Here is an 11,833-nt window from a genome sequence, read left to right as displayed (position 1 = left end):
CTTCCTTCCCCTACCCGGGGTTATTTGGATGATTGGATCACCTTTTCGGCGATATCAGTACGGATCACTTTTTCATAGGGAACCTTACCGGGCAGTTCATCAGCCTCCTTCATCACTTGAAGCATATTTTCATACTCCTCCCGGTCAATGACCGGATTGGTGGCCCAAGTGTCATGGGATTTGAAGCGGTTGATCACCTTGACCAAAGTATCCTGTTTGGTATCTGGAAAGGAAGGCTGAATCGCATCGGCGATTTCTTCCGTGGAATGAGTTCTCACCCAGATCTGAGCTTTATAGAGGGCACGCGTAAAGCGTTCAAACAACTCTTGGTTTTCGTCGATATATCCTTTACGGCTCAGATAGACCGTGTAAGGCAGTTTACCGCTATCTTCACCAAAGGAGGCCACCACGTAGCCTTTGCCTTGTTGTTCGATTTTGGAGGCGAGGGGTTCAAACAGCTGAGCGTAATCGCCCGTGCCGGAGAGGAAGGCTCCGCCTAAGTTTTTGTAGTCCACGTTTTGGATGATCTTCACATCTTTGTGGGGGGTTAACCCATTTTTTCGCTGGACGTGTTCACTCACCATCTCCGGCATGCCGCCTTTGCGTTGTCCCAGCAGCTGTTTTCCTTTAAGATCCTGCCACTCAAAATCATCCACCGGTTTTCGCGAAATGAGAAAGCTGCCATCTCTTTGGGTTACCTGGGCAAAACCTACTACCGGGTTTTGGGCGCCGCGAGCCGTTACATAGACGCCGGTCTCCGCACCGACAAGTACGATGTCCACATCGCCGGACAACAGCGCTGTCATCGTTTTATCGCCGCCAAAACCGTTGGAAAGGTCGATGTCAATGCCTTCTTCTTTGAAGAAGCCTTTATGGATGGCTACGTATTGCGGAGCGTAAAAAATAGAGCGGGTCACTTCCATCACACGTACCGTATCGAGCCCGCTTCCGGAACGGTCGTTAGAACCGCAGGCCGCTGACAGCATCGCTAGACTCAGGATCAACAAGATGGCCATTACTCTTTTGATCCGGTGCATTCCCCTTCCCCCTCGAAAATCAAATTGGGCTGATGTATCCTATGCCTCCGCTTCAAAATCTGTTCACAACCATCGTCCTTCAAGAAAGAATAGCCTGTGCTATAATGGGGGATGAATGAATGTAGCTATGGTTCCATAAGAACCGAAGGGGTCAGCCTGTCTACGGGGGATGTCCGGCACATCGAATAGGCCGGGTAGATTGAGGTGAGACGATTGCATATCATTGTGACAGGATTTAATCATAAAACGGCACCAATTGAACTGCGGGAACGGATGACAGTCCCTCCTGAAACCCTGAACCGTTCTCTCCAACGGCTGTCCAATATGAAGAGCATTATGGAATGTGTGATCCTCAGCACCTGCAACCGATTGGAGTTGTATGTGGTGAGTGACCAGCCCCATACGGGCCGCTATTACTCCAAGGCATTTATGGAACAGGAATTTAACATGTCTAAGGAAGAATTTGTCGACCATTTGTACGTGAAAGAAGAGGATGAGGCGGTTCGTCATCTGATGCGGGTGACCGGCGGGTTGGATTCTATGGTGCTGGGTGAGACTCAGATTCTCGGACAGGTAAAGGATGCCTTCCAAGCTGCACAGGAACAAAAGACCACAGGGACGATATTTAACCGTCTCTTTAAAGAAACGGTCACCCTGGGGAAACGCATTCATTCGGAAACAGAGATCGGCCAACATGCCGTTTCCGTCAGCTATGCTGCGGTGGAACTGGGCAAAAAGATGTTCAGCACCTTTTCTGGCAAAACGGTTCTTCTTCTGGGCGCCGGGGAGACTGGAGAACTGACGGCCAAACATATTCATGAGGCCGGAGCGGACCGAGTGATCGTGCTGAACCGGACCTATGAAAAGGCAGAGGAAGTGGCCGATCGGTTCGGTGGTGAAGCACGTTCCATCTCCCGCCTGACGGAATCCCTGAGTGAGGCCGATATTGTGGTCAGCTCCACCGGTGCCCCGAAGGCCGTCATCCAGCGGGATGAGGTGAAACAGGCGGTAGGAAAGCGGCTTACTCCGCTGTTTTTGATCGATATTGCCGTTCCGAGGGATATCGATCCGCAGATTCACGATTTGGACAATGTGTTTCTGTATGATATCGATGACCTCAATGGAATCGTGGAGGCCAATAGGGATCTGCGTCAGCGGGAAGCAACAAAGGCTGAGCAGATGATCGGTGAAGCGGTGGGCCAATTCCGCGAGTGGATCAACACACTGGGTGTGGTTCCGTTGATCACGGCTCTCCGCAAAAAAGCGACCGATATCCAGCAGGAGACGATGAACAGCATCGAGCGGAAATTGCCGGATCTGACGGAACGGGAGAAGCGAGTCTTGCGGAAGCATACCAAGAGTATCATCAACCAGATGCTCCGTGATCCCGTGACCCGAATCAAGGAGTTAGCGGCGACGAAGGAGCAGGATCAAGCTTTGGAGATGTTTGTCCATCTTTTCGCCCTGGAGGACACCCTTCAGGAACTGGAACAGGAAGAAACGGCGAAAAGGGAAGACAAGAAAGCAACTGCCAGCCGGTCATTTCATGCGGCGACGGTTGCCGGCGAGGTTTCCATCCGTTCTTGACGGAAGGAGGAGGCCCTGTGCTTGGTGATGAGCGTCTGCTTTACGACTTTATCATTTCCCTGTATGCATTGAGCCTTTTATTCGTTTTTTCCGACCTTGTGCAACCCAATCGGCAGGGGCGTCGGTTGGGGCTTCTCTTTTTGGTGGCCGTTTGGATTTTGCAAACGGTTTTTTTCTCATGGAAGGTTTTCGATCAATATCCCGCCCTCGCCGGTAACGATTCACTCCTCTTTTATTCCTGGGCGCTGGTGACCGTCACACTGGTGATCAAACGCCTTTACCGAATGGATTTTATTGTTTTTGCCGGTAATCTATTGGGTTTCGCCTTTTTGGCCTCTCATCTGTTCATCGCTCCCACAGAAAGTTCACCACTGACGGAGCCGTTGCTGTCGGAGCTGGTATTTATCCATGCCATCATGGCCTTTTTTGCCTATGTGCTGTTTTCCTTATCCACGGTATGCGCGGCACTTTATCTGATCGGGAATTACCTGTTGAAGCGGAAAAGGTGGAACTGGACGCTTAGAAGATTACCTAGTTTAGGAACGCTTCAACTGTTTGCCTACCGGCTCAATATGATCGGTGTACCTCTGTTGATGCTGGCCTTGGTACTAGGCTTGATCTGGGCCCATGAAAAGGTGGAAGGGGGCTTCTGGTATGATCCCAAAATCTTCGGCTCCTTCCTCGTCCTGGTGGCATATGGTGTTTATCTTTACCAACGAGTGGTCAGGGGCTGGAACGGTCAACGCCTCGCTTGGTGGAGTTTGCTCTCCTTTGCGACCATTGTGGTAAACTACATCATCTCCAATGCGGGGCTTTCCTTTCATCAATGGTTGTAACCGCCGGTAGTATCACTCCGCCCGCTATAGCCGCGGGCGCTTTTTGGGAATATGAAAACATCATGTCAACTTAAAGGGGGAGAACCCATGCGAACTGTGACCGTGGGCACCAGACGAAGCGAGCTGGCCGTCATCCAAACCCAGTGGGTGATGGATCGGCTGAAAGAACATTTACCAGACCAGTGGGAACTGAAGCAGGAAAAGATCGTCACCCGAGGGGATCAGATATTGAATGTGACCCTGTCCAAAGTGGGGGGCAAAGGACTATTCGTTAAAGAGATTGAGCAGGCTCTCCTCGATGGGCGGATCGACCTCGCGGTGCACAGCATGAAAGATATGCCTGCGGACATGCCGGAAGGACTGGTCATGGGTGCTGTCACGGAGCGTGAAAGTCCCTGGGATTGCTTGGTCTCCCGGGAGGGAAAAACCTTGGACGAGCTTCCGGAAAAGGCACGGGTCGGGACGAGCAGTCTCCGACGTCAAGCTCAGGTATTGGCCCGCCGTCCGGACCTGCAGGTGGAACCGGTGCGCGGCAATCTGAACACCCGTTACAAAAAACTGATGGATGGGCAGTTTGACGCGATTGTTCTCGCCTATGCCGGTATTCAACGGATGGGCTGGCAAGATAAAGTGACAGAGGTTTTGTCCGAAGACGTGATGCTGCCATCCGTGGGGCAGGGAGCGCTGGCAATCCAGTGCCGGGCGGACGATAAAGAGATATTGGATGTTTTGCAGTCGATCAACGATCCCGGGGTGGAGCGGACGGTTACTGCGGAACGGGCCTTTCTCCACGCATTTGACGGAGGCTGCCATCTGCCGATTGCAGGCTTCGCCACCCTGGAGGAAAACCAGGTTCGCCTGCGCGGTCTTGTGGCCCATCCCACCGGTACTCAAGTGATCGAAGGGGAAGGACAACACGAGGATGCTACTGTTTGCGGTCAATATTTGGCAGATGACTTAATGAAAAAAGGGGCGGGAAAACTGTTGGATGAAGTGAGGGATGAGGCAGAACAATGACGAAGGGTAATAAGCCGGTTTATTTGATCGGCGCCGGACCAGGGGATCCCGACCTGGTGTCAGTGAAAGGCCGGGATGCGCTGCAACGAGCGGAGCTTCTCGTTTATGATCCGGCTGTTCCTCCTGCCCTGTTGCAACATCTCCCTTCCGCCACGATTCACCTGGCGGCGGAGGCAGGTTCCCGAGACGCAGTGGAAGCCTTATGGCAAGCTTTTTCCAAGGGGGAGCAGGCGGTTCGCCTCGTTCCCGGTGATCCTTTTTTAAACCCGGGTTCGCTATGGGAAGCGGAGCAGTTGGCCGGTAAAGGGGCAAGGATAGAGCCGGTGCCCGGTATTCCCGATGAAACAGCGACCGCGGTCTATGCGGGGATCGGGATCTCCTCCGGGTGGATGGTCCGTAGATATCGGGATATGGAAATGGGGGAGTGGCAAGCATTTGCCGGTTTTCACGGGACACGAATCCTGTCTCTTCAGGGCAAGGAGGCTCCCCACGCGGCGGAACAGCTCTTGGCCGCCGGGGTGGATGGGGAGACACCCGTCGCCTGGGTGGAATCGGGGACCCAGGTGGAACAACAGGTTTGGATCGGATCCCTCCACAGCTTCCCCGCTTTCGCCCAGAACCGGGGGGCAGGATGGATGATCTTGGGTGAAGCGGTCCAGTCTCGGCAGCGATTGGCCTGGTATGAACAGAAACCGTTGTTCGGACGCCGTGTTTTGATCACCCGAGCCCACGAACAGAGTGAATCCATGGCGCGGAAAGTGCGTGAGTTGGGGGGGGAGACAGTGGAGATCCCCGCGATCGAAATCCGTCCGCCAGAGCAGTTGGAAGCGCTGGATGCCGCTTTGAATCAGCTGGAGCAATATCAATGGGTGATTTTTACCAGCGTCAACGGGGTGAACCATTTCTTCCGCCACCTGAATCGGCTGGGCTTGGACGTCCGTCGTATGCACCAGGCGCGGTTGGCGGCGATCGGACCGAAAACCGCACGTGCATTGGAATGGATGGGGCTGCGGGTGGAAGTGCTGCCGCAGGAATACCGCGCCGAAGCCTTAGCGGAAACCCTCCGTCCCTTGGTGACACCAGGGGAACGGGTGTTGCTTCCCCGGGCGGATATCGCCCGCAAAATTTTAGCCCGGAAGTTGGAGCAGTTTGGTTGTCAGGTGACGGATGTGGATGGGTACCGTACGGTTCCCGCTCAACAGGGAGCCCGACGAATAGCGGAACTGTTGCGCCAAGGGAAACTGAACGTGCTCACCTTCACCAGCTCCTCTACGGTGCGCTATTTCGTGAAAGCCCTGCGCGCGGTAGAGCCGCGCTGGGAGTCTCTCGTCAAGAGGGCGCAGGTTGCTTGTATCGGCCCGATCACTGCGGATACGGCCCGTGATGCGGGAATTCGGGTGGATGCAGTTGCCGATACGTATACCATTGATGGACTGATCGATGCGGTGACCCGTCTGCCGGGACATCCTTTACGATACGAGGAGGAATGATGGATGCAATCCTTTAAACGTCATCGCCGCCTGAGACAAAATTCGGCTATTCGTCGAATGGTGCGGGAAAACCACGTATCCCCCGCTGATTTTATCTATCCGATCTTTGCCGTTGAGGGAAGCGGCATCAAGGAGGAGGTCCCTTCGATGCCGGGTGTCTTCCATTATTCTCTCGATCGGTTGCATGAGGAAGTGGACCAGGTTGCCGAGTTAGGCATCGGTTCCATTATTCTATTCGGTGTACCGGAAGAGAAGGATGCCTGCGGCAGCTCGGCCTATGCAGAAGACGGGATCGTACAACAGGCGATCCGGCAGGTGAAAGAACGCCATCCGGACCTCTATGTGATGGCGGACACCTGCCTCTGTCAATTTACCGATCACGGTCACTGCGGAGTGGTGGAAAATGGGGAGATCGTCAACGATGAATCTCTCCGTATTCTGGCCCAGACGGCGGTGTCACAAGCCAAAGCGGGTGCCGATATGATCGCCCCCTCCAATATGATGGACGGATTTGTGACGGCCTTCCGTCAAGCCTTGGATGAAGCCGGGTTTGTACACGTTCCGATCCTCTCTTACGCCATCAAATATGCCTCCGCCTTTTATGGTCCTTTCCGGGATGCGGCCCATTCCAGCCCGCAGTTTGGGGATCGGCGCACTTATCAGATGGATCCGGCTAATGCGAGAGAGGCCTTGCGCGAAGCATCCTCCGACGTGGATGAGGGAGCGGATATGCTGATGGTGAAACCGGGGCTGGCTTATATGGATATCATTCGTCAGGTGCGGGACCGTTTTGATCTACCCGTTGCCGCCTACAATGTCAGCGGGGAATACGCCATGGTGAAAGCGGCGGCGGAGCGGGGTTGGATCGATGAGCGCGGCGTCGTGCTGGAAATGTTGACGGGAATGAAGCGGGCCGGTGCGGATCTCATCCTGACCTATCATGCCAAAGATGCCGCCCGTTGGTTGGCGGAGGACGTATGAGGGAAAGGACGGGAATGATCGCACCGGGGTTGCGCGGAGGAGACCAAGGTTGTCTGACACGTACGCTCTAGGTGGACTCTGGGCGGTGATAGACGGCTATTCCCGCGCATTGTCCTTTGAGAGCGGTTGGATCCGGTTGGAGATGCCAGGTCCATCGAACCTGAAAAGCTGGTCGGTGGAAGTGATCGGGGTCGATGCCGACGGGATGGATGTCTTGGAGCATCATTACTATAACCGTCGTCAGAGGGTCATCCTGGAGATGATAACTGGAGGGGGACATCGGCTCTGGGGGGAGGCTGACATTTGCCGGGTGGCTGTCGGTCCCCGAGCCCGGGCCACCTTCTCCGGAATCGGTTTTTTGGAAGGGTTTGAATCCTTATAAAGGAGTGGATCTCGTTGGCTCGAAGCTATGAAAAATCGGCAGCCAGTTTTGAAGAGGCGAAACGATATATCGCCGGCGGGGTAAACAGTCCCGTGCGGGCATTTAAAAACGTAGATTTGTCACCGGTTTTTATTGAGCGGGGCAAAGGTTCCCGCATCTTCGATCAGGATGGCAACAAATACATCGATTATATCTGTTCTTGGGGTCCGTTGATCCTGGGGCATGCCCACCCGGCTGTGGTGGAGGCTGTGCAACAGGCTGCGGCAATGGGGACCAGTTTTGGCACCCCCACCGAAATCGAGACGAAATTGGCCCGGTTGGTGACAGAAAGGGTTCCGTCTTTGGATGTGGTCCGCATGGTCAACTCCGGTACAGAGGCGACCATGAGCGCCCTGCGCCTGGCGCGGGCCTATACCAAACGGAACAAGATCCTGAAGTTTGAGGGCTGTTATCACGGACATTCCGACAGTCTCCTGATCAAAGCCGGATCCGGTGTGGCCACCCTCGGCCTTCCTGACAGTCCGGGTGTCCTGGAAAACACGGGCCAACATACGTTGACAGTGCCGTATAATGATCTGGACAGCGCCCGGGTCGCCTTCCAGAAGTTTGGTCACGATATTGCTGGTGTGATTGTGGAGCCTGTGGCTGGCAACATGGGTGTCGTTCCCCCCGAACCTGGATTCCTGGAGGGGCTTCGCCGCTTAACCCATCATTACGGTTCTCTGCTTATTTTTGACGAGGTGATGACCGGCTTCCGTGTCGATTATCACTCCGCCCAAGGACGGTATGGGATCGATCCGGATTTGACCACGTTGGGCAAAGTGATCGGAGGAGGCATGCCCGTGGGTGCTTACGGCGGGCGGCGGGAGATCATGGAATGGGTGGCTCCCGAAGGTCCCGTCTATCAAGCCGGTACCCTGTCCGGAAACCCCCTCGCCATGGCTGCTGGTTACGCCACCCTGTCGGAAATGGGTAAACCAGGGGCTTATGAGCAGTTGGAAGAACGTGCGGCCCGTCTGGCGGAGGGGATGGCCCAAAATGCGGAAGAAGCCGGGATTCCCCATCATATTAACCGGGTCGGTTCGATGATTTGCCTCTTCTTCACTGGAGAAAAAGTTACTTCCTTTGAACAGGCGCAGACGGCGGATACGGAACGGTTTGCCCGTTACTTCCGAAACATGATGGAACAGGGGATCTCCATCGCTCCCTCCCAGTTTGAAGGGATGTTCGTCTCCACTGCCCATTCAGAGGAAGATATCGATCGGACGCTGGAAGCCAACCGTCGCGCCCTTCAAGAACTGTAACGTTGAAAATGTGTCATAGCTGCCGGAACTCATCCGGCGGCTTTTTTCTGTTTTCTCCCTGTATCCCTATATAGGGCATGGACGGGGCACAAGTATATCCGTCGGAGAAGTGCATATAGTTACAGTACAGTCGTCAACCTGTGGCTTCCCGGCGCGTACCATTCGTGCCGGCGGTCGCTGGTTTTCGCGGCGGTGATGTACAGGAGGGGGGATTTTGGTGACGGAGAGCAACCACAGCCAACTTCGGTTTGACATACTGGAGACGGTCCGATTGCATCCCCATCAGGAGGGAATTGGCAATCTGCTTAGTCTGGACTTGTATCCAGATGTCGAAATTGAAGATCAGGGGACTCACCTGAAGATCCACGGATATCTCCGTCTGAATGGGGAATACGTGGGATCGCAGGAAGAGGAGCCATCACCTGGTGGAGAGGAGGAAGATAACGAGGCAGCCTTCAAACAGCAGCGACGACAATCGAAGGTGGAAGAGATTGCGTACGTGATTCCGGTAGAAATTACACTACCGGCGGATCGAGTGGATGCGGATCGGATTTCCTCTGAGATCGACTCTTTCGATTACCAGGTGCTTTCGCCCTTCGAACTTCAGATTGAAGCGGTGCTGACCATTGATGGCTTGCGGGAGGAAGAACAGAAAAAAGAAGAGTCGGAATATGAAGTGGTCGACCGGATGGCCACCTTCTCCGTGCCGGAATCCGGCCGTATGGAAATCGGGGATTCAGAAGGAAGTGAAGAAAGCGAAGAGACGGTCGACGATGAGGAGGAGATCATTACAACAGTCGAAGACTTGAAACCGCCACAGGAGGAGTACCAGTTTGTCCATGTGGCCCGAAACGATCCGCTGGGTGAGGTTAAAGCAGTATCCAGCGACGAAGAAGAGGAACCAAAAGAGGAAACGGAAGAGGAAAGCGGCCCGAACACAGCAGCGGGCGATGAAGCCGATAAAGAGAAATGGGCTTTTGAGGAAGTGGATGCGGCTGACGACGGGGATTCGCAAGAAGCCTCGGGTGAACCGCAAGCGACAGAGAAAGAGTTGTCAGAGGAAGAGGAACCGTCTGTGGATAAGGACGCGACTGAAGCTCCGGAGGAGCAGGAAAAAACCATCGTGTTTAAGCCGGCTCCTCCAATCCGTGATCGCGAGGATCATCAGCTCACAGACCAATTTTTACGGAGCCCCCATGATGGAGAATTTGATTTTCAAGATTTGAACGGTGAAGAAAAGCGTTTTGGAGCAGAAGATAGAGTCGAATCGGCTCCGGAGGAAACGGAAGGGATTCCGGAAGAAGACGCCACCGCTGTGGAAGAGCAAGAGGAGAAGACGACGGAGGCCGGGCTGGATTGGATCAAATGGATGCTTCGGGAGGAAGAGGAATCCTTCACGAAGTTAAAAATGGTGATTGTGCACGAAGAGGATTCCATCGATTCGCTGGCGGAGCGGTATGAGGTGCCCGCGACGAAAATCATAACCATGAACCAGCTGGAGTCCCACGTGTTGGAGGAGGGTCAGATCGTTTATATTCCCACGGAAAATAAATAAATCCATGATAACGTGGCCGCTGCCGGCCCACTCTTTGGCACTTTTTGGGCAGTGGCCCTTTTGTGAAAAAACAGAGGAGGGACAGTCTTTGAAATTGGAACCCAACCGGGACGGTCCCGTGTTGCCGCGAGTGTTTCAAGCTTACGGCTGGTCCCCCCGACAAGTGCGATATATACGGGGGGTTGTTCGGGTGGAGACCGGTGATGGGGTGTTTGCCCTGAAAAAAACATCGGCCGATCCGGAGCACTTAGCTTTTCTGGACCGGGTTTTCGACCAATTGGACGAGACGGAACTTCCTTACTTTTTGCCCCGGGTGGCGACCAAAAACGGCGCTCGGGTGGTTCAAGAGGGAGAAGGCTGTTGGTATGCTCTGCCCTGGTATGGTCAAGCGGCGGAAAAGGGAGATGAGGTTCGCCCTGAGGATCTGATCCAGGGCTTGGCCCGATTTCATCAAGTGACCGAACCTTTGGTCAAGGGAGAAAAGGAAACAGGTCCACACCTGAGGACTGATCCCTTGGAGAAGAAGAGAAGTGCGGTGGACCGGTTGAAGGAATGGCATGAGATTGCCGTTTCCCGAGAATTTGTCTCCCCCTTTGAGAAGACGTTTCTATCTTATATTGATGAAATTGAAAAGGCTATCAACTTTTCGGTGCAAGGGCTGGAAAAAGTGGAAGGGAGACCCGCACCGAGAACGGCTTTGATTCATGGGCGTCTCCATCCTCATAATCTGTTGGTGGGGAAAAGCGGGTGGCGTTGGATCGATTTCGACCACGGCGGGGTGGGGAGTCCAGTCATCGATATCGCTATGTTTTTGCGCCGGTTCCTTCCCTTTGACAGTGAGGAGGTTGTCGATCCCTTCTCTCTGTTGGATATATATCAAAAGCAGAATCCCCTCAAAGAGAAAGAACAGCGCTTGCTGGCCCTCCATCTTTCCTATCCGGAGTCGGTGATGCGAGCTCTTTCTGCTTATTACCAACCACGGCCGACCGTGTCGGAATCTGCATCCGTCCGCCAGTTGGAGGGGGAAATCGATCGTTTGCACCTGTTCCAGGAATGGGTGCGTCGAGTCTGGACAGCAGAGAAAAACAATCGCAGTCAAAAAAGCCCTCGCGCGGTGGCCGGCGTCCGTGCTGCGAGAAAGAAACCATCCAGAAGCCATCCATAATCGAAATCGCTTATCCATTTGTCGGTCTTCACCGGCTTTTTTTTTTGACAGATAACAGCCTCAGGGTGAGCCTTTTCATGAAAAAAACAGTAAACAGGGTGGACAAGTCGACGGGAAAAGCGCACAATAATCCTTAGATAACGGTAGGCAAAGGAGGTTTTGTCTTAGCCGTGGTGAAATCAACTGTACGAAGTATGTACCGTGGAATTTTGATCATTTTAGCGCTCAGTTTTATGCTCCTCAGCACGGTCTTGTTGCTGGCCTTTCTCGCAAATCCACAGTTGATGTGGGAAAGTGTGCAGCAGGCCTTCGGAATGTGAAATCATTTTTTCCTGCATATCCCTACGTTTGAAGGGAGTGAATCCATGGGATCACTCCTCTTTCCTGGTGATGGAGTTGGGAAGATTTGACGCAGGACCTGTGAACAGGTTATACTTGGAGAATGAGCAAACGATATCGGCTGTGAAGGGGAGAGTAGG

At 53.8% G+C, this 11,833-nt stretch carries 10 protein-coding genes and 1 other annotated feature (1 of these 11 cut by a window edge); of the genes, 9 read left to right on the top strand and 1 reads right to left on the bottom strand.

All coding sequences use genetic code 11. The features are described from left to right. Nucleotides 1–20 precede the first annotated feature (20 nt). Nucleotides 21–1,028 (bottom strand): ABC transporter substrate-binding protein, encoded by a 1,008-nt coding sequence (locus BLP91_RS04175; protein ID WP_143003458.1) that lies wholly within the window; start codon nucleotides 1,026–1,028, stop codon nucleotides 21–23. A gap of 222 nt (nucleotides 1,029–1,250) precedes the next feature. Here BLP91_RS04175 and hemA point away from each other — a divergent pair, with 222 nt between their 5' ends. The 9 genes from hemA to BLP91_RS04130 all read left to right on the top strand — a co-directional run bounded on the left by hemA (nucleotide 1,251) and on the right by BLP91_RS04130 (nucleotide 11,354). Continuing rightward, nucleotides 1,251–2,624 carry a glutamyl-tRNA reductase gene (gene hemA / locus BLP91_RS04170; RefSeq protein WP_091566974.1) on the top strand — a complete coding sequence of 458 codons (1,374 nt, stop codon included), beginning with the start codon at nucleotides 1,251–1,253 and terminating at the stop codon, nucleotides 2,622–2,624. Between the two features lie 17 nt (nucleotides 2,625–2,641). Beyond that, nucleotides 2,642–3,460 (top strand): cytochrome C assembly family protein, encoded by an 819-nt coding sequence (locus BLP91_RS04165; RefSeq protein WP_176757808.1) that lies wholly within the window; start codon nucleotides 2,642–2,644, stop codon nucleotides 3,458–3,460. Nucleotides 3,461–3,547: 87 nt separating this feature from the next. Continuing rightward, nucleotides 3,548–4,477, top strand: a complete 930-nt coding sequence (gene hemC / locus BLP91_RS04160) for a hydroxymethylbilane synthase (RefSeq protein ID WP_091566970.1) — start codon at nucleotides 3,548–3,550, stop codon at nucleotides 4,475–4,477. Beyond that, nucleotides 4,474–5,967, top strand: coding sequence for a bifunctional uroporphyrinogen-III C-methyltransferase/uroporphyrinogen-III synthase (locus BLP91_RS04155; protein WP_091566968.1), 1,494 nt, complete (start codon nucleotides 4,474–4,476; stop codon nucleotides 5,965–5,967). The genes hemC and BLP91_RS04155 overlap by 4 nt, the downstream gene beginning before the upstream one ends. 3 nt (nucleotides 5,968–5,970) lie before the next feature. After that, nucleotides 5,971–6,948, top strand: a complete 978-nt coding sequence (gene hemB, locus BLP91_RS04150; RefSeq protein WP_091566965.1) for a porphobilinogen synthase — start codon at nucleotides 5,971–5,973, stop codon at nucleotides 6,946–6,948. A 49-nt stretch (nucleotides 6,949–6,997) separates the two neighbouring features. Then, complete coding sequence (locus BLP91_RS04145; RefSeq protein WP_143003455.1) at nucleotides 6,998–7,330, top strand: hypothetical protein; 333 nt, start codon at nucleotides 6,998–7,000, stop codon at nucleotides 7,328–7,330. 14 nt (nucleotides 7,331–7,344) lie between these two features. Next, the gene (gene hemL / locus BLP91_RS04140) at nucleotides 7,345–8,634 is read left to right on the top strand and encodes a glutamate-1-semialdehyde 2,1-aminomutase (protein ID WP_176757807.1); all 1,290 of its coding nucleotides are present in this window, start codon (nucleotides 7,345–7,347) and stop codon (nucleotides 8,632–8,634) included. Nucleotides 8,635–8,851: 217 nt separating this feature from the next. Beyond that, nucleotides 8,852–10,189, top strand: a complete 1,338-nt coding sequence (locus tag BLP91_RS04135; protein WP_143003454.1) for a LysM peptidoglycan-binding domain-containing protein — start codon at nucleotides 8,852–8,854, stop codon at nucleotides 10,187–10,189. An 88-nt stretch (nucleotides 10,190–10,277) separates the two neighbouring features. After that, nucleotides 10,278–11,354 (top strand): phosphotransferase, encoded by a 1,077-nt coding sequence (locus BLP91_RS04130; protein WP_176757806.1) that lies wholly within the window; start codon nucleotides 10,278–10,280, stop codon nucleotides 11,352–11,354. A gap of 453 nt (nucleotides 11,355–11,807) precedes the next feature. Then, nucleotides 11,808–11,833, top strand: a binding site (T-box leader); it runs 197 nt beyond the window's last position.

Origin of the sequence: Melghirimyces thermohalophilus (assembly GCF_900102685.1) — a bacterium.
Taxonomy (GTDB): Bacteria; Bacillota; Bacilli; order Thermoactinomycetales; family DSM-45169; genus Melghirimyces; species Melghirimyces thermohalophilus.
This window is presented reverse-complemented; position numbering and strand designations above follow the sequence as displayed.

Coding starts and splice junctions, on each gene's coding strand:
- hemC (WP_091566970.1), top strand. CDS start 3,548: ATGCGAACTGTGACCGTGGGCACCAGACGAAGCGAGCTGGCCGTCATC.
- BLP91_RS04155 (WP_091566968.1), top strand. CDS start 4,474: ATGACGAAGGGTAATAAGCCGGTTTATTTGATCGGCGCCGGACCAGGG.
- hemB (WP_091566965.1), top strand. CDS start 5,971: ATGCAATCCTTTAAACGTCATCGCCGCCTGAGACAAAATTCGGCTATT.